Genomic DNA, 24532 nt, shown 5'->3' with positions numbered 1-24532 from the left:
CTACACTTCCTTTACCATTTGTTCGAATTCAAGTTTTCCGGTATACAATGCTTTGCCGATAATCGCCCCGTACACATTTAATTCTGACAGCTTTTCAACATCCTCCTGACTGGAAATCCCACCCGAAGCAATAACGTTCATCTGTACATGCTGATTCACATGATCAATTTCAGTAAAATTTGGACCTGACAGCATGCCATCCTTGGCGATATCTGTGTAAATGATAGTCTGAACTCCTTTTTTCTCAAGCTCCCTGGCAAAATCAAGAGCCTTCCGATCACTCGTTTTTGTCCAGCCGTCTGTAGCTACATAGCCTTTTTTCGCATCAATAGAAACAGCTATGCAATCAGGATAGTTGGAGACCGCTTCGTTTAAAAAAGTTTCATTGGTTAATGCGGCCGTTCCTAAAATGATTCGCTGCACTCCGATAGAGGCTAAGGCATGGACCTGATTCATCGTCCGAATGCCTCCTCCCACCTGTACAGGAATATCTGTCTGATTCACAATTGCTTCAATGGTTGTCAGATTTTCCGAGGTTCCAGATTTTGCGCCATCAAGGTCTACTAGATGCAGCGCCTTGGCCCCTTTATTTATCCATTTCTGTGCCATTTCCACAGGATCTCCGTAAACGTCCTCCTGATTATAGTCACCCTGAATCAGTCTGACACATTTACCGTTTCGGATATCAATTGCAGGATATAAAATCATGTCACCAGCTCCCCGAAGTTTTTCAATAGCTTCATGCCAACCTCACTGCTCTTTTCAGGATGAAATTGCATCCCGTAAATATTTCCCTTTTGCACAGCGGCAGGAAATTTCAATCCATAATCCGACCATAAAACGACTTCATCCTGATTTTTAGGCTCTGCATAAAAGGAATGGACAAAATAGGCGTAATCCTTTTCGGAAATCCCCTCTGCCAATCCTTTCTCCGGATTTACATCAGAATGAGGGATCAGCGTGTTCCAGCCCATATGGGGAACCTTCACGTCATCTCGGAATCTTACAATCTCGCCTTCAAGCAGCCCCAGACCTTCCCATGTTCCATTTTCATAGCTGGTTTCATAAAATAGCTGAAGACCGAGGCATATGCCTAAGATGGGTTTGCCATTTTCCGCCTGATTCTTAATGGTTTCTGCAAGATCCATTGATTTCAGCTGTTCCATGGCATCCCGAAAAGCGCCTACACCTGGAAGAATAAGGGCATCACTTTCAATGATTTTTTCTTTGCTGGATACTATATCTGATTCAAAGCCTAATGTGGTTAATGCGTGCTGGACGCTTTTTAAATTTCCTGCCCCGTAATCAATAATGGAAATCATGACTGTTCTCCTTTCCAGATCTTTATAGCATTCCTTTCGTTGAGCGGACGCCCTGAATCCGGTCCTGTACGGCTGTGGCCTGATCGAGTACCCGGCCAAAGCCTTTAAAAATGGATTCTATGATATGGTGGGCGTTTTTTCCGTATAGCAGATTAATATGTAAGGTCACACCGGCATGGTTGACAAAGGCACGAAAGAACTCCTCAACGAGCTCTGTATCAAATTGTCCTACCTTTTCAACCGGAATATCTGCGTTAAAATGCAAATAAGGACGGCCACTGATATCCAGGGAAAGCATAGACAGGGCCTCATCCATTGGAGAGTGTTCCGTAGCATAGCGGGTAATGCCCTTTTTATCCCCAATCGCTTCCTTAAAGGCCTGCCCCAATACGATTCCGACATCTTCCACAGAATGGTGAAAGTCCACTTGAAGGTCACCCTGACAGTCAATTTCCAAATCAAAAAAACCGTGACTGGAGAACAGAATCAGCATGTGATTAAAGAATCCAATTCCTGTATCAATTTGACTTGTGCCCTTCCCATCGATATTCAGGGCTAATTTAATATCTGTTTCGGCCGTCTGTCGTGATAATGATGCCTTTCTCATCCTTCTCCCTCCTGTTTTTCATACGGTTTCCTGTTCCACCGCTTTACTCATTTCGTCGATGAACCAGTGAATCCGGTCCGTTTTTGTTTTAAAGCTAGCTTTGTTAACAATGAGACGGGCACTGATTTCCGATATATCCTCTAAAACGACGAGACCATTTTCTTTGAGGGTTTTTCCTGTTTCCACAATATCGACAATCACATCAGACAAGCCAATCAACGGAGCCAATTCAACTGACCCGTTTAATTTTATTGTCTCGATGGATACCCCTTTTTTGTGATAATAATCCTTGGCGACTTTCGGATATTTGGATGCCACTGTTAATTTGGAGGATGAATCATAGGTCTCGCCCGGCAGTCCTGCAACGGCAAACTTACAGCGTCCAAAGCCCAGGTCCAATACTTCAAACACATCTGCTCCGCTTTCCTCAAGGGTATCCTTGCCGACAATGCCAATGTCAGCGGCACCCTTTTCTACGTAAGTGGGCACGTCACTGGCTTTTACAAGGACAATCTGATAGATATGGTCACGGTCATTAAAAATCAGCTTCCGACTGTCTTCGGTAAAATCGGGAAATTCAATCCCTGACTTCTCAAAGGTCTGAAGAGTAAAGGACTCTAGCCTTCCTTTCCCTAATGCTATGGTAATTTCGCTCACGTAGATACCACCTTTGCGTTATTCGTTGTCTTTCATCACATGGAGTAAATCATCCAGATAAAAACCAAAACCTGTTGCAGGTAAGTCCGCTCCAAACTGCTCGGTTAACTGATCATAACGTCCGCCTAATACGACAGGCTTCCCGAAGTTTTTGATAAATCCTTGAAAAATAATCCCTGTATAGTAGTTCAGATGGTTGATTAAACCCAGGTCCAGGGATAAATAATGCTGATACCCCTCTTTACTTAGCTCCTGATAAACCTGACGCAGACGATCCAATTCACGCTTCATTTCCTCATTTAATGCCAGTTTTTCTGCCTTTTCCAGGACGGCTTCAGGTTCGCCATATAATAACGGCATCGATTGAATGGCCTCTTTAAAAGCAGCATCCACATCAATGTCTGCCAGAATCTTCTGCAGCTCAGAAACATTTTTATTTTCAATCCGGGTGCGAATAGCCTGAAGCTGTTCCTCGGTTATTGTGGACAGATTCACGAGTTCTTTAAAATAATTCGCCTGACCCAGATCTATTTTAAAATCCTCAAAACCCAGTTCCTCTAGCGAATGAATGGCTAGCTTAATCACTTCAACATCTGCGCGTACATCTGAACGGCCAAACAGTTCAATCCCCGCCTGGGTTAATTCACGATTTTGCAGATCCTGTTCACGATCATTCATCCGAAATATATTAGTGAAATAGGATAAGCGGATATCAGAATCGTCCTCAGATTGATAGTTTGTGGCCACCATTCTTGCAATCGGGAGGGTAGCATCCGGACGCAAAACTAAAATGCTCCCATCCCTGTCAATCAATTTAATCATTTTTTCCTTGGCAATCGTTCCTTTTATACTTAAAAACAGATCATAATATTCAAAAATTGGCGTTTGAACCTGTCGATATCCATTCTGCCGGTAAAGCTGTTTCAGTGTGGATATCAGGGATTCCTTCTTTTCCAATGTAGCAGAATCTAAGTCTGAAACTCCCTCTGGTATTCTCTTACTCTCATGTAGCAAAACAACCATCCCTTTATCTCTTTATCGCTTTATCACTTTATTTAATTAAAGTTATAGTGTATTGTAATCATTATAAAGGAATAAGTCAACCTTCAAAGGTACACTTTTGTCAAAATTATTTGATAGAATGATAGATAGAAAGGATGTTCAGTCATATGTTTGATTACCATGTACATAGCAGCTTTTCAGCTGATTGTGAGGCTCCCATGGAGGAAATGATTCAAAGTGCGATCGATAAAGGGATAAAAGATATGTGTTTTACAGAGCATATCGATTTTGATTATCCGGACCCGACGATTACCTTTCACCTTGATTTGGAAGCCTACCGAAAAAGATTAAAAGAAATGCAGGAAAAATATATTGAGCAGATATCCATTAAAAAAGGAGTTGAGCTTGGAGTACAGCCTCATGTACTGGAGGATTATAAGGAAATCGTAAATCAGGAGGCCTTTGATTTTATCATTTGCTCCATGCACACCACGGACAAGCAGGATCTGCACTCAGGAGAATTTTTCGAGGGCAAAACACTCAACCAGGCCTATGAGCAATATTACCGTGAATTTTTATCCTGTATTCAGTCCTTTAAATCCTATAGTATTCTCGGTCATCTGGATCTTGTCAAAAGGTACAAGTATGAACCTGATGTTTATTCCTTTTTGGATATCATCGAGGAAATCTTTAAGGTGATTATTCCTGAGGGGAAAGGGATTGAGGTCAATAATTCCGGTTTTAAATATGGATTAGGCCGTGCTATGCCGAGCAAGGATATTTTAAAGCTTTACAAGGAGATGAACGGAGAAATTATTACCATTGGTTCAGATTCTCATGCTCCTGATACTATAGGCACTCACTACACAGAAACCATAGATCTGTTAAAGGATATTGGGTTTAAATATGTAACAACCTTTAAAAATCAGAAGCCTGTTTTTCACAAAATTTAAGCCTTGAACATTTACTGCTCAAGGCTTTTCCTATTTGTATTCAAAACGTCCGAGACCTACAGCTGCGATCAATCCTAAGGCAAAGGCGGCAATACTTAGAATCGACATCATGACTTCTGATTCGAAGCCTGGGAAGATTACGGCAATGGATCCAATGACCAGGCCTATAATCACGGCGTATGTAGCATAATGAAAGTTTTCCAGAAAATAGCGGATTAACTTACTGCACAGTACAATACCGACAATCACACCAATTCCCACAGTACCTATGGCCACTATTTCTAAATTTCCAACGGCATACATAATCGTTCCATAAGTGCCCATCAAGTATAATAACATCGATCCGCTTATTCCCGGCACAATCATAGCCATACTTGCAATAAATCCAGAGAAAAATAAAGAAAGCAGGACCCGGCTATTAGACACATCCAAAATTGGTTGGGTAGGCTCACGGAAAAAGGCCAGTGAAGCTACAAGTAAAGTTGCAATAATAAGCAGAACATAATGGCTTCCACTAAAATTCCGCTTCACTTCCGCTTTATGAAATAAATAAGGGAGTACACCAATAATCAAACCCATAAAGAAAAAGTTCGTCTGGTTCGGGTAATTGTTCAATAACCAGGTAATAACACGACTAATCGTAAATAATGCAATTAAAATTCCTGCACCTAACGGAATAAGAAAACCTAAATATTTCCTTCTCCCCTTACTTAACAGGCCATTTATGGATTCAATCAGTTGGTCGTATATCCCTAATATGACAGCAATCGTTCCGCCACTGACTCCCGGAACTGCATCACTGGTTCCCATTAACAGTCCGCGAAAAATATTTTTCCATTCTACCATGTTTGCATAGACTCCTTTACGTTCAAGTACATTCTAATTTATTTTACCATGGATGATCTCACCGTAAACCCCTTATTCTATGCCTAAAAAAGGGGAGCGGACCGTACACACTGCACTATTATGGACATCCTACCCATTTTAGCTGCTGGTTAATAAAATCTGGGGAACCTGATTTTTCGGATGTCTGACAATTTCCGGGACTGTTTCATACACTTTCTGTAAAATATCTTTTTGGATGACTTCCTCGCTGGTGCCGACTTTTTCTATAACTCCGTGGTTCAGCAAAATTAACTCATCACTATACTGGGCTGCCAAATTTAAATCATGCAGAACCATAACAACTGTTAGACCTGTCTGATGCTGCCATCGTTTTACAAGTTCAAGAACATTGACCTGATGCCCGATATCAAGAAAGGTTGTCGGTTCATCAAGCAACAGGATTTCAGGCTCCTGGACCATTGCTTTAGCGATAGCGACCCTTTGCTTCTCCCCGCCACTCAATGTATCCAACAGCTGATCCTTCAAATGGGACAGGCCGGTTAATTCAAGTACATCATTGACCAATTGAATATCATGTTCACGTTCCCGCTGATACCATTTGAGATGAGGATAGCGCCCCATTAAAACCGTGTCAAAAACAGATATAGGAGATGCTGGAAGGCCGTCCTGGGATAACACAGCCATTTTTCTGGCAATGGACTTCTGCTTCTGGTGAAGAATATTCTTATTTTCAAATTTCACTTCGCCAGCAGTTGGCGGGAGGAGTCCGGAAATCATTTTTAACAGCGTGGACTTCCCTGAACCGTTGGGGCCTATAATCGCCATACAGGTCCCTTTATTTACTTGAAAGGACACATTTTTCAGTACTTTATGCTCGCCGTATTGTTTTGTTATGGATTCAGCCGTCAGCATAGGCATAGGGACCCTCCTAAAAATAATCGGATTTCTTTTTCCGCAGTAAGTAGCCAAAAAACGGTGCACCCAGAAATGCCGTAATAATGCCAATTGGTAATTCCCGGGGCTCTAATATGGTTCGGGCAATCGTGTCAGCACCCACAAGGAAAATCGCCCCGCCAATCACAGACAATGGCAAAATCAATCGATAGTCCGCTCCGAAAATCAGTCGGATCATATGGGGAACAATTAAACCGACAAAACCAATCGTTCCTGAAACAGAAACAGCCACACCGGTTAAGAGCGATGCCACTATTAATAACACGACTCTTACCTTTTGGACCGATACCCCTGAATAATAAGCAGCCTCTTCACCAAGAGCCAGTATGTTTAATTCTCTCGTTAAAAATGCAACGAACAGAATACTTAGCAGAACAAACGGCAAAACCACGCGATTGTAGCTCCAATCTGTAAGGGCAAGACTCCCCATCATCCAGTACATAATCGTCTGCATTTTTTCATCCGAGAGAGCGAGAATCAGGGACAGCATGGAAGCAATAAAGGCCTGAACGACAACCCCTGCTAAAATTAATGTTTCCATCTGTAAGCGGCGGTTAATCCTGGCTAAGGTGTAAACGATGAACAGTGTGAGCAAACCTGAACTGAAAGCAACCACTGGCAGGGTCAATTGTCCGAACAGAATGCTTTCAAAGCCAAACAATAATACAAGGGCTGCACCAAGGGCTGATCCGGAAGACACACCTAATATAAACGGATCTGCCAGTGGGTTTCTCAGCACCCCTTGGTAAATAGCCCCTGCTAATGCAAGGGCAGCTCCAACGAGGATGCCTAGAACGATCCGTGGCATACGGATATTCCAGATAATTGTTTCTGTCGTATCCTTCCACGTTTGTTCAATTCCCTCTCCTATCAGAGGAATTTTCGAGCAAATCACAAGCCAGACCGTCATCATGTTAATATCTGCACTTCCGATTGATACACTAAAAATCATGGTAAACAGCAAAATAGCCAATAATACCGGTATCCAGATGATAAGCTTTTTCGTGTACTGCTGACGCCCTTTCATACGGTTCCACTACTTTCTCTATTCCTGATTAAATTTTTCCGGATACAAGTACTCCGCTATCTTTGTTAACCCTTGAGTGATGCGAGGTCCCGGACGCTCCGTAATATCAGAATTTAAAGGATACACCTGACCTTCCTGTATAGCCGTGACATCCTTCCATGAGTCACGATTCTTTACTTTTTGAACCGCGTTTTCCACATAACTGGCATAGGTCAGGAAAATGACATCAGGGTTGCTTTGAATAACCTCTTCTTCACTAACCTGAGGCCAGCCTTCCTGATCAGACATGACATTTACTCCTCCAGCGGTTTGAACCAGTTCATTTAAAAATGTTCCGCTTCCAGCTGTAAAGAGCTCTTCCCCTATTTCAATCCATACAGTTTTTCGCTCATCCTCGGGAATGTCCTGAACGACCTTTTTCACTGATTCTACATCCTCTTTCATGGAGGCAACTACTTCTTCTGCTTTATCTGTTGTACCCGTTGCTTTTCCGGCCGTTAAAATATCTTCATACGTCTGCTCCAGGGTTTGTGCTCCAAGGACCAGCACCTTAATTCCCTGTTCTCTCAGCTTACTGATGGAGTCGCCATTATTGACATCGGCAACCACCAGGTCCGGCTCCAAAGAAATGATTTTCTCAATATTTAATTCCAGTCCACCAACCGATTCAATTTCCTTTACTTCTTCGGGATAGTTGTCATTATCTGTTACTCCCACGACTTTATCACCAAGCCCCAGTCCAAAGATAATTTCGGTTGCACTTGGAATCACAGATACAATACGCTCCGGCTCTTCCTCTATGACAACCTCTTCACCAGAGTCATCTGTGATCGTGACCGGAAAGGCAACCTCGCTTGAGTCCTGTCCGCTCCCTTGCTCCTGACTCTGTTCTTGAGCAGGGTTTTCATCCTGTTTGGATTCATCATCTGATGCACATCCGATTAAACCAATGGACACCATGGTCATAAATAAAACGAGTCCTAATACTTTCAAAGCCTGTTTCATTTTAAATTCCTCTCCTTTTTTTGTATGTATAAAGTTGTATATATAGCTAAAGGAAAAACCAACATATCGACAAATTTCGGGTGGTGACAGGCACCTATATAAAAAGCCCCGATTTCCCTTTTAAAAAAAGAAATCGAGGCTTCCATACAACATTCGCTGAAAATCAACGCTGGATATGTTTGCCTTTTCCTTTAAACCCGAAGGAAAATCAGCTTCGTATAATAAGGCAGGTCTCCTGACTTATGATCATCGCTCCCTAAATCTTCCCATCGTTCGACAGTGATTTCCTTAGGTCGCTCCCAATTACAGTGGCGGGACCGTGCCGGATTTTCACCGGACTTCCCTTTTAAGCAGACATTTGAAATGCCCGCACCTTATTATTATGGTTTATTCACTTTTCATCTAGTATTTATCTTATGGCTAATTATAAATTTCGTCAATCTTTTTCTTTCATCAGGATTTGTGAATCAGACTCATCTATCGTTTCCTTCTTCATCAGGGAATGCAACGGCTAATATCCATCAATCCCCATTATATAAGATATAAAAAGACAGCACTGCCCCTCAGGACAGTGCTATACATTTTCTAAACAGGTCTGCTGATTCAATTCATAGACGAACTTTTTCCCATTAATCATAACTTCCACAACTGTAAGGGTTAACCGAAGTGCATCCTTCATCGCCATCACTCCCCTACAAGAGTAAGTTATTTAAGCGTCTTTCTACCATCATTCTATGACCAAAGATAAAAATTGAAACTGACAGGAAGCTAGTTTGTTGAAGGTTCCTTACCGTTTCATTATTCGGTTTTTGGCGGACGCTCTGACAGGATAATGCTTTCATTCTGACTCTGGAAATACTCCAGGTTAAAGTCATTCTTGAACAGCATAACAGGTCGATCCACATAATCATAAACCATCATGTTCGTACTGGTCCGTCTTAGTTTTTCAGGTACCTCACCTTCAGCTACCCAGCGGGCAATCTGGAAGCTTAGCGTATCCATCACTAGGTCCACACCATATTCTGCCTTCATTCGATAAATAAATACATCAAATTGCAGCTGACCCACTGCTCCCAGAATCGTTTCCTCCATATGCGGCGTCCGGTAAACCTGAATCGCACCTTCCTGGGCAATTTGCTGAATCCCTTTGATGTACTGTTTATGCTTCATTGCATTTTTAGGTCGTACTTTGGCAAAATGCTCCGGTGGAAACTGAGGCAAATCACCAAAACTGAAAATATTCTTAGATCCACAGACTGTGTCCCCAATCTGATAGACACCTGGATCATATAAACCAATAATGTCCCCGGCATAAGCTTCCTCTACATTTTCACGGCTGTCAGCAAAGAACTGCTGAGGAAGAGCGAGCTTCATCTGCTTCCCTGTTCGATCCAGCCAGGTCGTCATCCCTTTTTCATATTTACCTGAGCAAATACGCAGAAAGGCAATTCGGTCACGGTGAGCAGGATCCATGTTTGCCTGAATTTTAAAGACAAAGCCGGAAAACTCCTCATCTGTCGGTTTTACGGTTCCTTTTGATGAATCCCGTGTAGCCGGCAAGGGGGCCATTTCTAAAAAGTGCTCTAAAAATGTTGGAACCCCAAAGCTTGAAACGGCACTGCCAAAGAAGACCGGTGTCTGCTTACCTTCTTTCACAGCTTCATAATCGAATTCATTCCCGGCCTCATCCATGAGCATTAAGTCTTCCATCAGTTGATCAATCGTCGCCTGGTCTGTAACCTTTTCCAGATGTTCCTGCAGGTCATCATAGTCCTGAATTTCCTGTGTCCCTACTTTTTCACCATCATCGTAATATTCAATTTGCTCTTCAAACCGATCATAAACCCCTGTAAAGGTAGGCCCCATTCCAATAGGATAATTAATAGGGGTAGATTCAATCCCTAATACCTCTTCAATTTCCTCAAACAGCTCAAGAGGTTCTTTCCCGAAACGGTCCATTTTGTTTATAAAGGTGAAAATTGGAATGCCTCGATCCCGACACACCTTAAACAGCTTCTTCGTCTGTGCTTCCACACCCTTGGCAACATCCAGTATCATAACCACACTGTCTACGGCCATTAGTGTACGATAGGTATCCTCACTAAAATCCTCGTGCCCGGGGGTATCGAGAATATTAATTTTGTATCCCTGGTATTCAAACTGCATCACACTTGATGTAACGGAAATTCCCCGTTGTTTCTCAAGCTCCATCCAGTCAGATGTAGCAAACTTTGCCGATTTCTTTGCTTTTACAGAGCCTGCTGTACGAATCGCCCCACCCAGCAAAAGCATTTTTTCCGTAAGCGTTGTTTTCCCGGCATCAGGGTGGGAAATAATCGCAAACGTTTTTCTTCTATTCACTTCTGTTTTCATATCAGCCATTATCGGAACTCCTTCTACAGACGTAATTTAAAAAATTTCAGGAACTGGATTCTGTGAAAGGAAGTTTAGTATCACATTGGACTTAATCCCCATTTCCGTCTCTTAATTAAAAACACTTTTATTATCATACCATAACGGCTAGTATTGCGTGAACTCACGATCATTCGTATAAATGAATCTGCCTTCGATGGATCGCGCGGACGATTAAATAATCTGGATACATACAGGATTAATCTTTATTATTATGATTTAAGCTGGAAACACCTAAATTGAGCCAACTTTTCTATACTTCTCATCGAACTTTCCTGATATTCATCTACAATAACAGTTTTGTTCTCATAAAAAAATCCGGCCAATCCCCCAGGGACCAGCCGGACCTATTAAGCCAGACATGACAATTGATTCTGCTGTGCCAGATGCTGAATATGCGGCATTTTGGAAATATCCATATTGCCGCCACTGACAATAACGCCACAATGGTTTGAGCGAATCTGATGGCCATGTGCCAGGAGAGCTGCAAAAGCACTGGCACCTGCTCCTTCAATTAAGTTCTTGCCTCTCTCCAGCATATAAACCATCGCAACTGCAATGTCCTCATCCGAAACCGTTACGATATCGTCCACAAATTGCTGAATGAGTGGGAAGGTTTGGATGCCTGGTTTTTTCACGGCAATGCCGTCTGCAATGGTGGAAACCTTCTTTACCCCTGATGATCCCGTCTGATAGAAACGATTATAGGTGGGGCATGCACCCTTGGCCTGAACACCGATAATTTTAATATTTGGATTCAAGTCCTTGGCAGCAACGGCAATACCACTAATCAGACCGCCACCACCGACGGGAACAATAATGGTATCCAGTCCAGGCTCCTGCTGAAGCATTTCCAGCCCAATCGTTCCCTGGCCCGCCATCACATCAGGGTCATCAAAGGGATGCACAAAAACGGAATTTTCCCGTTCCATTTCTTCCATAGCCGCTTCATAGGCTTCCTGAAAGGATTCTCCAGTTAACACAATTTGTGCTCCGTATCCTTTGGTCGCCTGTGCCTTTGCCGTCGGTGTTTTCTCCGGCATGAAAATTTTTGACTGAATGCCGTGCTTGGTTGCTGCCAGAGCAACACCCTGGGCATGGTTTCCTGCAGATGCGGCAATAACCCCCCTTCGTTTTTCACTGTCCGAAAGCTGCGAAATTTTGTTGGTCGCACCTCTAATTTTAAAGGCGCCGGTTTTCTGCTGATTTTCCATCTTAAAATAAACCTGTTTTCCTGTTAATTCGTTAATGGATGTTGACTGATTCAGGGGGGTGCGATGCACAACATCCATCATCTGCTGCATCGCATCCGTGATTTTTTGACCTGTTAAGCAATTCCCAATGTCTTCACACTCCTCTAATATTTGACTATATTTTGTTCATATTGATCAATTTTATCCGCTTCATTTAGTGTAACCGCAATTTCATCCCATCCATTTAACAGCATTTCTTTCTGATAGGATGAAATATCAAAGCTTTCCTGCATCCCCTCTGAATCCTGAACGGTTTGGGCTTCAAGGTTTACGGTTACCTCATAACGTTCAGTCTCGGCTTTCTTTATAAGCTGCTGGATGGTTTCCTCATTTAAGGTTACGGGCAAGAGACCATTCTTAAAACAATTATTATAAAAAATATCCGCAAAGCTCGGTGCAATGATGACCTTAAACCCGTAATCCTCCAGTGCCCATGGGGCGTGCTCACGTGATGAGCCACAGCCGAAATTTTCTCCCGCCACCAGGATGGAAGCCCCTTTATACTTATCATCATTTAATGAAAAATCCTCACGGGGCTCTCCGTCATCATGGAAGCGCCAGTTGTAAAATAAAAATTGGCCGAATCCCTGTCGTTCAATCCGCTTTAAAAATTGTTTAGGGATGATTTGATCCGTATCTACATTCGTCCGATTAAGAGGATATACAAGTCCTTCATGAATCCGCAGCGGCTCCATGGCTGACCCTCCTTTATTCCGATTTTTAGCTTAATACAGCTGACCCCATTTGACGAACATCTGTAAATCGTCCTTCAATCGCTGCAGCAGCTGCCATTTCCGGACTGACTAAATGGGTTCTTGCACCATTTCCCTGACGTCCTTCAAAGTTTCGATTGGAGGTTGAGGCGCAGCGTTCTCCAGGTGGTACTACATCGTCATTCATCGCCAGGCACATACTGCAGCCGGCTGCACGCCATTCAAAGCCTGCCTGTTTAAAGATGACATCCAGTCCCTCTTTTTCTGCTGCTTCCTTGACGTTATGAGATCCAGGGACAACCATGGCCCGAACAGAATCTTTTACTTTTTTGCCACGGACAATTTCCGCTGCTCGTTGCAAGTCACTTAGTCTTGAATTGGTACAGGAACCAATGAATACATGCTCAATTTCTACGGAGGAAATGGGCTGATTTGGCTCAAGTCCCATATAGTCAAGCGCTCGTTCAATTGCCTGCTTCTCATTTACTGTTGCTGCATTCTCAGGGTCCGGTACCGATTCACTAACCGGGATACACATGCTCGGATTTGTTCCCCAGCTCACCTGTGGTTCAATTTCCTCAGCATTGATTTCAACGGTTGCATCATAGGCTGCACCTTCATCTGTTGCAAGGGAACGCCAATCCTCTGCAGCCCTGTCAAAGGCCTCCCCTTCCGGAGCATGGCGTTTTCCTCTTAAATATTCAATGGTGGTATCATCCGGACTGATCAAACCTGCTCTGGCACCTGCCTCAATGGACATATTGCAGATCGTCATACGCCCTTCCATGGAAAGATTCCGAATCACTTCCCCTGTATACTCAATGATATAGCCGGTGCCAAAGCGGACCCCATGTTTAGCAATGATGGCCAGGATTAAATCCTTCGCTGTCACACCTTTTCCAAGATTGCCGTTAACCTTTACATTTAAAGTCTTAGGCTTTTGCTGCCAGATGGTCTGGGTGGCTAATACGTGCTCCACCTCACTTGTTCCAATCCCAAAGGCAAGGGCGCCGAATGCTCCATGAGTGGATGTGTGACTATCCCCGCAAACAATGGTCTTCCCCGGTTGTGTTAGGCCTAATTGCGGGCCAATGACGTGCACAATTCCCTGATCAGGATGGTCAATATCTGCAAGCGGAATATTAAATTGCTCACAATTTTGCTTTAAAGTTTCCATCTGTGTTTTGGAAATCTCATCCTTAATCACATTCCGGTGGATGGTTGGAACATTATGGTCCATGGTTGCATACGTCAGGTCCGGCCTGCGCACTTTTCTTCCCTTCATTCTTAAGCCTTCAAACGCCTGTGGAGAAGTGACCTCATGAACTAAATGCAAATCAATATAAAGCAAATCAGGTTTTTCCTGTTCCTGATGAACAATGTGCCGCTCCCAGATCTTATCAATAATCGTTTTCGGATGATCCATGTGTTCAACTCCTTTCCTGGGGACTGTCCCCACATGCTTTAAAGCGATAAAGCGCAATTCCTAAATATAGCAGCTCATAATGCTTTCGGATGTGCTTCTGGAAGATATTCCTTCGACAACCAGACGGGTCATGACGTCTGTTCCGACTTGTTCTCCCTCTACTACATTTAAATCTGCTGTATGATAGCCGAGCCGCAGGGTTTCCTGGACAGCTTCTTCAACAGCCTTGGCCTCTTCCTCCAGTTGAAAGGAATGCCGGAGCATCAAAGCTGTCGACAGAATCATAGCCAGTGGATTCGCCAGTCCCTGCCCGGCTATATCTGGAGCTGATCCGTGCACAGGTTCATAAAGCCCGACGCCATCTGTACGGAGACTGGCAGAAGGAAGCATTCCAAGCGAACCTGTCAGTACAGACGCCTCGTCACTTAAAATATCGCCAAACATATTTTCCGTTACGATGACATCGAACTGAGTTGGATCTGTGATGAGTTTCATGGCTGCTGCATCCACCAGCAAATGCTCAACGGCTACATCCGGGTAGTCCTTCCTTTTTTCTTCCACAACCTCTCTCCAGAGTTTACTGGATTCAAGCACATTCGCCTTATCCACAGAAGTTAAATGTTTACGTCTCAGCCTTGCGCTTTGAAAGGCCTGATCTACAATTCTCTCAATCTCATGGCGCTGGTATGCAAGGGTATCAACAACTGATTGCCCATCTTCGCGTATTTCACTTGGCTCGCCAAAATAAAGCCCGCCTGTCAATTCCCGTATAATTAGCAGGTCACTGCCGCTGACAACTTCCTCTTTTAACGGTGAAGCATGAAGCAGCTGTGGAAAACCTTTCACTGGTCGGAGATTTGCAAAAAGACCCAAAGCCTTGCGAATCCCTAATAGACCTTTTTCCGGTCGCAGGTGGGAAGGGTGGTTCTCCCACCTGGGTCCTCCGACCGCACCCAACAATACCGCATCCGCCTGTTCACATCCCCTGATTGTTTTATCCGGTAAAGGCGTTTCATGGCGGTCAATCGCCGCACCGCCAATATCAAAGGATTCAAACTCAAATTTATGGCCATATTCATCAGCAACCGCATCCAGTACTTCCACTGCCGATTGGATGACCTCCTGACCTATACCATCACCAAGAAGCAAAGCAATCTGTTTTTTCATGAACCTGATCCTCCCCTTTTTTCTTGACTAACCTCAACTCTCCTTAACTATGAATCTTTTTCTGTTCAGCCTGACGCTGATTGATCAGTACACGGTTCAGTGCGTTCAGGAACGCATTAGCGGATGCTTCTAAAACATCCTGTGCAGCTCCTCTTCCTCCCATTTCGGTGTCATTGACCTTCACCATTACGTGAACCTCAGCCAGTGCATCCCGGCCTTTACCAATGGAATTCAGCTGGTAATCGGTTAAATCCACTTCTTCCTGAACAAGGGATTCAAGCGTGTTGTAGAGAGCCTCTACACTCCCCTGCCCGGTTCTTGCCGTCTCTACTCGGTAGCCTTCTGGTGTTTTCAGGGCTACAGTAGCTGTTGGGAGATTGTGAGATCCATATTGAACCTGGAAGGACTCCAGATTGTATTTGGCAATGTTTAAGGAATCGGATTGTAAATCTGTCAAAATGGTAAACAAATCATCATCCGTAACTTCCTTCTTCCGGTCCGTCAGTTCTTTAAACGTTTTAAAGGCTTCTTTCACTTTTTCTTCAGGAAATTCAAAGCCGAGCTGTTCTACCTTATCCACGAATGCATGCCGTCCTGAGTGCTTTCCTAATACCAGATTGTTAGATTTAATTCCGACCATCTCTGGTGTAATAATTTCGTAGGTGGAGGCCTCCTTCAGAACCCCATCCTGATGAATTCCGGATTCATGGGCAAAGGCATTCCGGCCAACAACCGCTTTATTTCCCGGCACCATCATTCCGGTAAATTTACTAATTAAATCACTCGTTCGTTTGATTTCATTGAGAACCAGATTGGTGGAATGCTGATAATAATCATTACGAATTTTCAGTGCCACTGCAATTTCTTCCAGTGAAGCATTCCCGGCACGTTCCCCAATTCCATTGATTGTGCCCTCAATCTGAGTCGCGCCGTTTTCAATCGCAGCAATGGAGTTGGCAACAGCCATTCCAAGGTCATCATGACAGTGTGCAGAAAGAGCCACCTTATCAATATTCGGAACGTGCTCTCTCACATAGCGGAACATCCTGCCGTATTCCTCAGGTGTGGTATATCCAACTGTATCGGGCAGATTAATAACCGTAGCACCGGCATCAATAACCTTTTCAATAATTTTAACGAGGAAGTCTAAATCGGACCGGCTGGCATCCTCCGCTGACCATTCCACATGGGTAAATTTTTGCTTGGCATATGAGACCATTTCCACCGAAGTCTGAATCACGTCATCCGGGGTTTTCTTCAGCTTGTGTGTCATATGAATCGGCGAAGTAGCAAGAAAAATATGAATCCTTGGCTCTGCAGCATCTTTAAGAGCATCCCAGGCAATGTCGATATCTTCCTTTGTGGTCCGCGCTAATCCTGTAACCGATGTGTTTTTTATGGTACGGGCAATTTGTCTGACCGCTTCAAAGTCCCCTTTGGAAGATGCCGGAAAGCCTGCTTCCATAACATCGATCCCCAGACGTTCGAGCTGTTTGGCAATCTCAATCTTTTCAAGCTGGTTCAAATTCACTCCCGGAGACTGCTCCCCATCTCTCAGCGTTGTATCAAAGAATTTAATTTGAGCCATAAGTGACGACTTCCTCCTTTTTCTTCTTTTTGCTTTGCTTAACAAATGGCATCAATTCACGTAATTCTTTTCCAACCTGGGTCAGCTGATGATTTTTCTCTAATTCATTAATCGCATTAAACTGTGGACGATTCACCTGATTTTCCAAAATCCAGCCTTTAGCAAATGCGCCTGATTGTACGTCCTGTAAAACCTCTTTCATACGTTCTTTTGTTTCTTCATTGATGACTCTAGGGCCTGATACAAAGTCACCCCATTGAGCTGTATCGGAAACAGAGTAACGCATATACTCGAGTCCGCCTTCATACATCAAGTCAACAATCAGCTTCATTTCATGCAAACACTCAAAATAAGCGACTTCAGGCTGATAACCGGCCTCTGTTAAGGTTTCAAAGCCTGCTTTAACCAGGTTTGACACTCCTCCACACAAAACAGCCTGCTCACCAAATAAGTCTGTTTCCGTTTCTTCCTGGAAGGAGGTTTTTAAAATACCGGCACGACCGGATCCGATTCCTTTTGCATAAGCTAATGCTAATTCTGTAGCCTGACCGGACGCATCCTGATATACCCCGTAAAGGGATGGTACACCAGCCCCTTCTTCAAATGTTCTTCTTACCAGATGACCAGGAGCTTTTGGTGCAACAAGGAATACATCGACATCTTCTGGTGGAACAACCTGATTGAAATGAATATTAAAGCCGTGTGCAAAAGCAAGCGCATTGCCGGGAGCTAAGTTTGGTTTAATCTGATTTTCATAAATGCCCGGCTGTAACTCATCCGGAAGAAGAACCATAACAACATCTGACTCTGCTACTGCATTTGCGACGGTTTTCACTTCCATTCCATCCTCTTCTGCTTTATCCCAGGATTTCCCCTTGCGTAATCCAACGACTACATCAAAACCATTCTCCTTTAAATTCAGTGCATGGGCATGCCCCTGTGATCCATAACCAACAACAGCAATCTTTTTACTCCTTAATACCTCTTCCTGAATATCATTGTGATAAAGTACGTTTGCCATGTTAAACATCCTTTCCAAAGTTTATTTTAATATTGAATAAGCGGGAATCTCGGTCACCTGTGGCTGATGCCCGCGAAGGAATGCTGTTAATCCCGTTCGTGCTAATTCTTTTATTCCATAAGGACGAAGCAATTCAATCAAAGCTTCTATCTTTTCGGTTTTTCCGGTTACCTGAACGGTCAGACTGTCCCGGCTCACATCGATGATTGAAGCCCGGAACGGTTCTATGATGCCCTGAATTTCACTTCTTATCTGACTATTGCTGACGACTTTAATTAAGGCGAGCTCCCGGGCTACAATGGCCTTATCCGTAATGTCGGATACCTTTAAAACATCGATTTGTTTATGAAGCTGCTTAATCATCTGTTCCAGTTTCTGATAGTCAGGAACTTCAACGACAAACGTCATTTTTGAAATCCCTTCTGTTTCGGTGCGTCCCACTGAAATACTTTCAATGTTAAACTGCCTTTTATGAAGCAATCCTGTTACCCGATTCAGTACACCACTCCGATTCTGAACGGTAGCTGTGATGATTCTCCTCATGGTTTCACCCCTATCATTTCGTGAATGCCCTTGCCAGGTGCAATCATTGGATAAACATTTTCAAGCTTTAGTACCCTGCAATCCAGTACAACCGGGCCGTTATAAGCAAATACTTCAGGAATGACACGTTGAAGCTCTTCCTCGGTTTCCACCTTGAACCCACGAATTTGATAGCTTTCGGCAAGCTTCACATAATCGGGCTGAACAGGCAGCAGAGATTCAGAGTATCGTTCTTCATAAAAGGATTCCTGCCATTGCCGCACCATTCCTAATGATTCATTATTCATAATGATGACCTTGACCGGTAATCCTTTTTCCTGGAGGAGGGAAAGCTCCTGCATGGACATCTGAAATCCACCATCCCCCACCAGTGCTACGACGGTTTCATCCGGTTTCGCCAACTGGGCTCCGATTGCTGCCGGAAAGCCAAAGCCCATGGTTCCGAGGCCGCCTGAAGTTACCCATCTGTCCGGATCAGAAAATGTATAATATTGAGCAGCCCACATTTGATGCTGACCTACGTCTGTTGTAACAATGGCCCTTCCTTCCGTTTCTTTGTAAATTGCCTCTACCAGCCATTGCGGAGAAACACCCTCATCCGAATGCTTATAGCCTAGCGGGAAATCCTTCTTCCAATCCTGCAATTGCTTCATCCACTCCTCGTGTTGAGGGCTTTCCTCAATCATTGACAGCATTTCATGAAGGGCTTCTTTGGAATCTGCTACAATCGGGATTTTTGTGTTGACATTTTTACCAATCTCAGCTGGGTCAATATCGATATGAGCAACCGCTGCATGTTTGGCAAAATGCTTGAGATTCCCTGTCAGACGATCATCAAAGCGAGCGCCGATATTGATAAGCAAATCACAGTCATATAAAGCCATATTTGCTGCATACGTTCCATGCATTCCTGCCATACCAAGGGATAACGGGTGGTTCCCCGGAAAGCTTCCTAATCCAAGTAAGGTGGTTGCAACAGGTAAGGAATGCTTAACAGCAAAGGCTTTTAACAGACTGGATGCTTCTCCGTGTAAAACGCCTGCTCCGGCAAGTAATAGAGGTTTTTTTGCTTTCGATATCGCATCAGCCAGCTTTTTAATCTGCAGCGGATTTGGCTTAGTTGTCGGCTGATAGCCAGGCAGATCAAACGTTGTATCAAATGAGCCCTCCTGTATACTGGCGGAAATATCTTTTGGTATATCGACCAAAACCGGACCTTTTCGCCCTGTGGTTGCAATATGAAAAGCCTCTCTTACAATTCGTGGCAGGTCACTCATCGATTGAACCTGGTAATTATGCTTGGTAATTGGTGTAGTAATCCCCATCACATCTGCTTCCTGAAAAGCATCTGTTCCAATAACCTGCCGTGCTACCTGGCCGGTAAAAATAACAAGAGGTAAGGAATCCATCATGGCATCGGTGATTCCTGTCACCAGATTGGTTGCACCAGGCCCAGAGGTTGCAATAACAACACCAGGCTTACCTGACACTCTTGCGTAGCCTTCTGCTGCATGAACGGCTCCTTGCTCATGACGGGATAATACATGATGAAACGATTCTTTTGCTTTATATAAGGCGTCGTAAATGGGTAAAACGGCACCTCCCGGATAACCAAAAATCGTTTCCACATCCTCACGAAGTAATGATTCCACCAGCAAATCTGCACCCGTTTTTGTGCTTGTTTCTGTTCGCATACTTGCCTTTGCCTGAACGCTCACCTTTTAATCCCTCCTAAACATTTTTAATAATCAAAAATCTCTAATCAAAAAAGACCTTTTCTCCCTACACTCTACACACACTTTTGCAGAATATAAGGGGAGAAAAGGTCTTTTACTTTTCACGGTACCACCCTTTTTTACAGTATCCTTACAGACACTGTCTCATGAAGCTGACGCCAGCCTCTTTGATAACGAGTGCTTCGAGAAACACCCGGCTAAGCCTAGTGAGATGAATCCGTTCAGCTTAACACTCAGGGACGATGTCGGAATGAGCTGTATTTCCGGGCTTCCAGCAACCCCGGATCTCTGGGAATACAAGTGGTTCATTCCTTTGTTCCCGTCATCGCTTTTACTTACCGTTTTATATTTTCATAACTCCTCCAGTATTAGCGGATGTAACAAGTTTTGAGTACTTCGCTAAATAACCGGACTGAATTTTCGGCTCTGGCTTTTGCCAATTCTTCCTCCGTTCTGTTAAAACTTCCTCGTCAACGAGTAATTCGATGGAACGGGTCTCTAAATCAATCATAATGCCATCTCCATTTTCGACTAAAGCAATCGGTCCGCCTTCAGCAGCTTCCGGAGAAATATGGCCAACGGAAATACCTCGAGTAGCTCCAGAGAAACGGCCATCTGTAATTAACGCAACCTCTTTCCCTAGGCCACGCCCTGCAATGGAAGATGTTGGGGCGAGCATTTCCGGCATTCCCGGACCGCCTTTTGGTCCTTCATAGCGGATCACAACTACATGACCTGCCTGAACGGTGCCGTTGTCAATTCCCTCCTGAGCCTCTTCCTGTGAGTCAAAAACAATGGCTTCTCCCAGGAACTTGTTAATCGATGGGTCAACCGCTCCTACTTTAATAACCGCTCCATCTGGGGCGATATTGCCGTATAAAATGGATAAACCACCAACAGGGCTATAGGCATTCTCTTTTTTACGAATGACCTGATCATTCTTAATTTCTGCATCTTTCACATTTTCATAGATGGATTGACCCGTCACCGTGATACGATCTTTGTGAATGAGTCCATCAATCTGACAAAGCTCCTTAATAATGGCACTGACACCACCGGCTAAGTGTACATCATGCATGGTATAATCCGATGCTGGACTAATTTTAGATAAATACGGAACCTTCTCCGCAATTTCGTTAATGGATTTCAGATCATATTCAATACCTGCTTCATGAGCGATTGCAATCGTATGAAGCACTGTATTGGTTGATCCCCCCATTGCCATATCTAAAGCAAATGCATCATCAAAAGTCTCTTTCGTTAAAATATCTCTTGGCCGGATATCCTGCTTAACCAGGTTAACTAAGTGGTGTGCGGCCTGATAAATTAAATCATGGCGCTCTTTTGATGTAGCTACAATCGTACCATTTCCTGGAACGGTCAACCCGAGCATTTCCATCAGACAGTTCATCGAATTTGCGGTAAACATGCCTGAACAGGATCCGCATGTTGGGCAAGCCAGCTGTTCCATTTCGGATAATTCGTTCTTCGTCATTGTCCCCGACTTGTAAGCGCCCACTCCTTCAAACATGGAAACGAGAGATAAATGATCACCACCTGGGGAAACGCCTCCCTCCATCGGTCCGCCTGAAACGAATACAGATGGAACGTTGGTTCTGGCTGCTGCCATCAGCATACCTGGTGTGATTTTGTCACAGTTGGGAATATAAAAGACTCCATCAAACCAATGTGCATTAATAACGGTTTCTGCACTATCAGCAATCACTTCCCGGCTTGGCAGGGAGTAGCGCATGCCGATATGACCCATGGCAATTCCGTCATCGACTCCAATCGTATTAAATTCGAATGGAATACCGCCCGCTTCCCGTATAGCATCTTTAACGACCTGCCCAAATTCATTTAAATGTCTGTGACCAGGGATAATATCTACATAAGAGTTACAGACGCCGATGAACGGCTTACCTAAATCACTCGTTTTAACCCCTGTTGCATGAAGCAGGCTTCGATGCGGAGCGCGGTCAATTCCTTTTTTAATCATGTCACTTCTCATTGCGGGGCCCCCTTATATTGCCTCGGCGTTGTTTTTCTTGTCCGGATAGCATTGAACGCCATCTGTTAATACGACTTTTCTGAACTCCTGCAAGAGATGTCTGGTTACATCGCCGATTGTACCGCCATTAATTGGACGCTGATCCACTTCTACAACCGCAATCACTTCTGCTGCTGTTCCTGTTAAAAATACTTCATCCGCTACAAACACATCATGCCTTGTAAATGGCTGTTCTTTAAGGTCATATCCGTTTTCGTTCGCTAAGTCTATAATGGCATTTCTCGTAATGCCTTCCAGAGCACCTAGATAAATAGGAGGTGTGTAAATCGTTCCATTTTTTACAATGAAAATATTATCTCCGGAGCATTCAGTAACATAACCCTGGTCATTCAGCATGAGTGCTTCATCAGCCCCTGCCTGCTTTGACTCCTGTTTGACCAAAATATTATTTAAATAATTTAAAGACTTAATCTGTGGACTAAGCACATCAGGACGATTTCTTCTCGTCGCCACGGATGCCAGTTTTAAGCCTCGTTCATATAATTCTTCCGGATAAAGAGCGAGTGCTTCTGCGATCACAACAATACGCGGTTCCTCACATAAATCAGGGTCAAGTCCCAGATTGCCTTTTCCGCGTGAGACCACAACTCGTATATAGGCATTTTCCAAGTTGTTTTTGCGAACCGTGTCCACAATAATCTGCTTAAATTCCTCCTTTGCATAAGGGATATCAAGCATGATTGAATGAGCTGATTCATAAAGACGATGAACGTGTGCATCAAGCTTAAACACATTTCCGCTGTAGACACGAATACCTTCAAATACCCCATCTCCATACAAAAAACCATGATCATAAACGGAAATGACGGCATCCTCTTTCCTCACATATTCGCCATTTAAATAAATCCACTGATCACCCATATACGTCACTCCTCTCTTTTCATATTTTATTGAACTGCATAAAAGCGTTAACGCGTTAAAGTATAAAATTTCAAAAATAACCCTTTTTTCAAATTCCTTCTTTTTGAAGTTTTAAAGGGCATTTATACTTAGCTTGCTATGGGTTTCATCATGTAGTTTTTTTAATATTGTCGATAATCATAACGCCATTTCATTTGGAGGTCAACCGGTAAAACAAAAAAATTCTGATAATTTTTATAAGTCAAATTTTTAGAAAACGCTTCCAATATTGATGCTGTTGTACTCCTTCCACCATTAGGTTTTTGCGCATTTTTTTGCCTCCTAATAGTCAGATGAAATATGCCCATATTTTAGAAAACACGGAAGGGATCTTTTGATAGGTACACTAAACATAAAAAATGACCATCCGTGGATGGTCATTTTTACATCGTCTGCTAATAAGCGCAAACAGAACCGGTCATCTAAAATAAATCACTTTTTAATTAAGCTTTTGCTATGGCAAAATACCTTTTAGGTAACGCAGGTATTAATAGAATTAATAGAATAATACAGAACAAAACAGAAATACTCATATAGGCACCATTATAGAGCAGTGAATAAATGACAACCGGCTGATCTCCTGCAAAGGAAGCAAAGAAGACAATCCCTGCCACAAAATGACATAAGAAACGGAGAAATCCTCCTATAATCGTGCCCATGATTACGAACGAAATCCACTTAACAGAATTCCCGCTGGTTATCCCTTGTTTCACCTGTTTTGCAAAAACCCCCGCAAAACCTACGAACGTAAACGCAAGGAAGTAGTCGATAAAACCTTGAACAGGATGATAAATCGAGGCACCTAATAATAGCTGTAATCCTCCAAACAGGAAGCCTGACAGAAGTCCCCCCTTGATACCCCATCTGAAAGCCATGATTAATACCGGAAGCATTCCAATCGATACGGATCCGCCCTGTGGCCAGAAACGTCCTGTTAAAAATTTGGACAGTTCATCAAATAATAATGCTAAAGCCGTGAAAATGGCGATTTCCACTACAAACAACACCTTTGACTGATTTGCCGCCATTTCATTATTCCTCCCCAATCAGATAATGAAAGTGAAGGTCGCCACGTCATACATGGATTTTTGCTCATAAAAAAAGCAAAGTATGGCGCAAGGACGCGCGATACTTTGCTTTGCCGTTCAAAACAAATTGTCCTTAACACCACAATCCCTACGCAAGTACTAACTTGACAGGTTCAAAGGGTCAAGAACGAAAACGCTCAATCTCAGCCGAACAGGCTCCCCTTTGTGGCAAACTCATTCACTTTGATTCTAATATACTACGTACGTTTCTGAAATACAACTAAAAAATCATAAAGTGAAA

At 43.4% G+C, this 24532-nt stretch carries 22 protein-coding genes and 2 riboswitches; of the genes, 1 reads left to right on the top strand and 21 read right to left on the bottom strand.

The features are described from left to right. The 5 genes from hisA to hisZ are packed head-to-tail and all read right to left on the bottom strand — an operon-like array spanning position 1 to position 3609. Positions 1 to 708 carry a 1-(5-phosphoribosyl)-5-[(5-phosphoribosylamino)methylideneamino]imidazole-4-carboxamide isomerase gene (hisA, locus tag ABD006_RS15615; protein WP_343843094.1) on the bottom strand — a complete coding sequence of 236 codons (708 nt, stop codon included), beginning with the start codon at positions 706 to 708 and terminating at the stop codon, positions 1 to 3. Next, positions 705 to 1322 carry an imidazole glycerol phosphate synthase subunit HisH gene (gene hisH, locus ABD006_RS15610; protein WP_343843093.1) on the bottom strand — a complete coding sequence of 206 codons (618 nt, stop codon included), beginning with the start codon at positions 1320 to 1322 and terminating at the stop codon, positions 705 to 707. The genes hisA and hisH overlap by 4 nt, the downstream gene beginning before the upstream one ends. A 22-nt stretch (positions 1323 to 1344) precedes the next feature. After that, entirely contained in the window at positions 1345 to 1929 is a 585-nt protein-coding gene (gene hisB, locus ABD006_RS15605) for an imidazoleglycerol-phosphate dehydratase HisB (protein ID WP_343843092.1), read from the bottom strand. Between the two features lie 18 nt (positions 1930 to 1947). Next, entirely contained in the window at positions 1948 to 2586 is a 639-nt protein-coding gene (gene hisG, locus ABD006_RS15600; protein WP_343843069.1) for an ATP phosphoribosyltransferase, read from the bottom strand. An 18-nt stretch (positions 2587 to 2604) separates the two neighbouring features. After that, entirely contained in the window at positions 2605 to 3609 is a 1005-nt protein-coding gene (gene hisZ / locus ABD006_RS15595) for an ATP phosphoribosyltransferase regulatory subunit (protein ID WP_343843067.1), read from the bottom strand. A 146-nt stretch (positions 3610 to 3755) separates the two neighbouring features. Between hisZ and ABD006_RS15590 the strand changes: the two genes are divergently transcribed. Next, a complete protein-coding gene (locus ABD006_RS15590; protein ID WP_343843065.1) occupies positions 3756 to 4541 on the top strand; it encodes a histidinol-phosphatase HisJ family protein in 786 nt (261 codons plus the stop codon). A gap of 30 nt (positions 4542 to 4571) precedes the next feature. Here ABD006_RS15590 and ABD006_RS15585 read toward each other — a convergent pair whose 3' ends face one another. The 16 genes from ABD006_RS15585 to thiT all read right to left on the bottom strand — a co-directional run bounded on the left by ABD006_RS15585 (position 4572) and on the right by thiT (position 24231). Continuing rightward, positions 4572 to 5387, bottom strand: a complete 816-nt coding sequence (locus ABD006_RS15585) for a DUF368 domain-containing protein (RefSeq protein WP_343843063.1) — start codon at positions 5385 to 5387, stop codon at positions 4572 to 4574. Between the two features lie 138 nt (positions 5388 to 5525). Continuing rightward, positions 5526 to 6305 carry an ABC transporter ATP-binding protein gene (locus ABD006_RS15580; RefSeq protein WP_343843061.1) on the bottom strand — a complete coding sequence of 260 codons (780 nt, stop codon included), beginning with the start codon at positions 6303 to 6305 and terminating at the stop codon, positions 5526 to 5528. 10 nt (positions 6306 to 6315) lie between these two features. Continuing rightward, a complete protein-coding gene (locus tag ABD006_RS15575) occupies positions 6316 to 7368 on the bottom strand; it encodes a FecCD family ABC transporter permease (RefSeq protein ID WP_343843058.1) in 1053 nt (350 codons plus the stop codon). An 18-nt stretch (positions 7369 to 7386) separates the two neighbouring features. Next, positions 7387 to 8373: an ABC transporter substrate-binding protein gene (locus ABD006_RS15570; RefSeq protein WP_343843055.1), complete on the bottom strand. Its 987-nt coding sequence runs from the start codon at positions 8371 to 8373 to the stop codon at positions 7387 to 7389. A 208-nt stretch (positions 8374 to 8581) separates the two neighbouring features. Next, a riboswitch (cobalamin riboswitch) is annotated at positions 8582 to 8765 on the bottom strand. A gap of 406 nt (positions 8766 to 9171) precedes the next feature. Further along, a complete protein-coding gene (locus tag ABD006_RS15565; protein WP_343843053.1) occupies positions 9172 to 10755 on the bottom strand; it encodes a peptide chain release factor 3 in 1584 nt (527 codons plus the stop codon). Positions 10756 to 11135: 380 nt separating this feature from the next. Then, a complete protein-coding gene (gene ilvA / locus ABD006_RS15560) occupies positions 11136 to 12089 on the bottom strand; it encodes a threonine ammonia-lyase (RefSeq protein WP_343843051.1) in 954 nt (317 codons plus the stop codon). 53 nt (positions 12090 to 12142) lie between these two features. Then, a complete protein-coding gene (gene leuD / locus ABD006_RS15555; RefSeq protein ID WP_343843049.1) occupies positions 12143 to 12733 on the bottom strand; it encodes a 3-isopropylmalate dehydratase small subunit in 591 nt (196 codons plus the stop codon). A 25-nt stretch (positions 12734 to 12758) separates the two neighbouring features. After that, the gene (gene leuC / locus ABD006_RS15550; protein ID WP_343843047.1) at positions 12759 to 14177 is read right to left on the bottom strand and encodes a 3-isopropylmalate dehydratase large subunit; all 1419 of its coding nucleotides are present in this window, start codon (positions 14175 to 14177) and stop codon (positions 12759 to 12761) included. 60 nt (positions 14178 to 14237) lie between these two features. After that, on the bottom strand, positions 14238 to 15344 hold the full coding sequence (gene leuB / locus ABD006_RS15545; RefSeq protein WP_343843044.1) for a 3-isopropylmalate dehydrogenase: 1107 nt from the start codon (positions 15342 to 15344) through the stop codon (positions 14238 to 14240). Positions 15345 to 15387: 43 nt separating this feature from the next. Further along, positions 15388 to 16932, bottom strand: coding sequence for a 2-isopropylmalate synthase (locus ABD006_RS15540; protein ID WP_343843041.1), 1545 nt, complete (start codon positions 16930 to 16932; stop codon positions 15388 to 15390). After that, positions 16919 to 17953 carry a ketol-acid reductoisomerase gene (gene ilvC / locus ABD006_RS15535; RefSeq protein WP_343843039.1) on the bottom strand — a complete coding sequence of 345 codons (1035 nt, stop codon included), beginning with the start codon at positions 17951 to 17953 and terminating at the stop codon, positions 16919 to 16921. Before ilvC ends, ABD006_RS15540 begins: the two co-directional genes overlap by 14 nt. Before the next feature lie 21 nt (positions 17954 to 17974). Continuing rightward, entirely contained in the window at positions 17975 to 18496 is a 522-nt protein-coding gene (gene ilvN / locus ABD006_RS15530; protein WP_044164326.1) for an acetolactate synthase small subunit, read from the bottom strand. After that, entirely contained in the window at positions 18493 to 20190 is a 1698-nt protein-coding gene (gene ilvB / locus ABD006_RS15525; RefSeq protein ID WP_425542239.1) for an acetolactate synthase large subunit, read from the bottom strand. The genes ilvN and ilvB overlap by 4 nt, the downstream gene beginning before the upstream one ends. A gap of 385 nt (positions 20191 to 20575) precedes the next feature. Next, the gene (gene ilvD, locus ABD006_RS15520; RefSeq protein WP_343843031.1) at positions 20576 to 22243 is read right to left on the bottom strand and encodes a dihydroxy-acid dehydratase; all 1668 of its coding nucleotides are present in this window, start codon (positions 22241 to 22243) and stop codon (positions 20576 to 20578) included. Between the two features lie 12 nt (positions 22244 to 22255). After that, positions 22256 to 23164 carry a branched-chain-amino-acid transaminase gene (ilvE, locus tag ABD006_RS15515; protein ID WP_343843028.1) on the bottom strand — a complete coding sequence of 303 codons (909 nt, stop codon included), beginning with the start codon at positions 23162 to 23164 and terminating at the stop codon, positions 22256 to 22258. Between the two features lie 482 nt (positions 23165 to 23646). Next, on the bottom strand, positions 23647 to 24231 hold the full coding sequence (thiT, locus tag ABD006_RS15510; RefSeq protein ID WP_343843026.1) for an energy-coupled thiamine transporter ThiT: 585 nt from the start codon (positions 24229 to 24231) through the stop codon (positions 23647 to 23649). 128 nt (positions 24232 to 24359) lie between these two features. Then, positions 24360 to 24464: riboswitch (TPP riboswitch) on the bottom strand. Positions 24465 to 24532 lie beyond the last annotated feature (68 nt).

Origin of the sequence: Salinibacillus aidingensis (assembly GCF_039522525.1) — a bacterium.
GTDB classification, from domain to species: Bacteria; Bacillota; Bacilli; order Bacillales; family Alkalibacillaceae; genus Salinibacillus; species Salinibacillus aidingensis.
This window is presented reverse-complemented; position numbering and strand designations above follow the sequence as displayed.

Excerpts from the sequence above, each read along its gene's own strand:
- thiT (WP_343843026.1), bottom strand. The coding sequence starts at position 24,231 with ATGGCGGCAAATCAGTCAAAGGTGTTGTTTGTAGTGGAAATCGCCATT.
- ABD006_RS15540 (WP_343843041.1), bottom strand. The coding sequence starts at position 16,932 with ATGGCTCAAATTAAATTCTTTGATACAACGCTGAGAGATGGGGAGCAG.
- ABD006_RS15565 (WP_343843053.1), bottom strand. The coding sequence starts at position 10,755 with ATGGCTGATATGAAAACAGAAGTGAATAGAAGAAAAACGTTTGCGATT.
- hisB (WP_343843092.1), bottom strand. The coding sequence starts at position 1,929 with ATGAGAAAGGCATCATTATCACGACAGACGGCCGAAACAGATATTAAA.
- ABD006_RS15570 (WP_343843055.1), bottom strand. The coding sequence starts at position 8,373 with ATGAAACAGGCTTTGAAAGTATTAGGACTCGTTTTATTTATGACCATG.
- ABD006_RS15575 (WP_343843058.1), bottom strand. The coding sequence starts at position 7,368 with ATGAAAGGGCGTCAGCAGTACACGAAAAAGCTTATCATCTGGATACCG.
- leuC (WP_343843047.1), bottom strand. The coding sequence starts at position 14,177 with ATGGATCATCCGAAAACGATTATTGATAAGATCTGGGAGCGGCACATT.
- leuB (WP_343843044.1), bottom strand. The coding sequence starts at position 15,344 with ATGAAAAAACAGATTGCTTTGCTTCTTGGTGATGGTATAGGTCAGGAG.
- ilvC (WP_343843039.1), bottom strand. The coding sequence starts at position 17,953 with ATGGCAAACGTACTTTATCACAATGATATTCAGGAAGAGGTATTAAGG.
- ABD006_RS15580 (WP_343843061.1), bottom strand. The coding sequence starts at position 6,305 with ATGCCTATGCTGACGGCTGAATCCATAACAAAACAATACGGCGAGCAT.
- ilvD (WP_343843031.1), bottom strand. The coding sequence starts at position 22,243 with ATGAGAAGTGACATGATTAAAAAAGGAATTGACCGCGCTCCGCATCGA.
- ABD006_RS15585 (WP_343843063.1), bottom strand. The coding sequence starts at position 5,387 with ATGGTAGAATGGAAAAATATTTTTCGCGGACTGTTAATGGGAACCAGT.
- ABD006_RS15590 (WP_343843065.1), top strand. The coding sequence starts at position 3,756 with ATGTTTGATTACCATGTACATAGCAGCTTTTCAGCTGATTGTGAGGCT.
- ilvE (WP_343843028.1), bottom strand. The coding sequence starts at position 23,164 with ATGGGTGATCAGTGGATTTATTTAAATGGCGAATATGTGAGGAAAGAG.
- hisA (WP_343843094.1), bottom strand. The coding sequence starts at position 708 with ATGATTTTATATCCTGCAATTGATATCCGAAACGGTAAATGTGTCAGA.
- ilvN (WP_044164326.1), bottom strand. The coding sequence starts at position 18,496 with ATGAGGAGAATCATCACAGCTACCGTTCAGAATCGGAGTGGTGTACTG.
- hisZ (WP_343843067.1), bottom strand. The coding sequence starts at position 3,609 with ATGGTTGTTTTGCTACATGAGAGTAAGAGAATACCAGAGGGAGTTTCA.
- leuD (WP_343843049.1), bottom strand. The coding sequence starts at position 12,733 with ATGGAGCCGCTGCGGATTCATGAAGGACTTGTATATCCTCTTAATCGG.
- ilvA (WP_343843051.1), bottom strand. The coding sequence starts at position 12,089 with ATGCAGCAGATGATGGATGTTGTGCATCGCACCCCCCTGAATCAGTCA.
- ilvB (WP_425542239.1), bottom strand. The coding sequence starts at position 20,190 with ATGCGAACAGAAACAAGCACAAAAACGGGTGCAGATTTGCTGGTGGAA.
- hisH (WP_343843093.1), bottom strand. The coding sequence starts at position 1,322 with ATGATTTCCATTATTGATTACGGGGCAGGAAATTTAAAAAGCGTCCAG.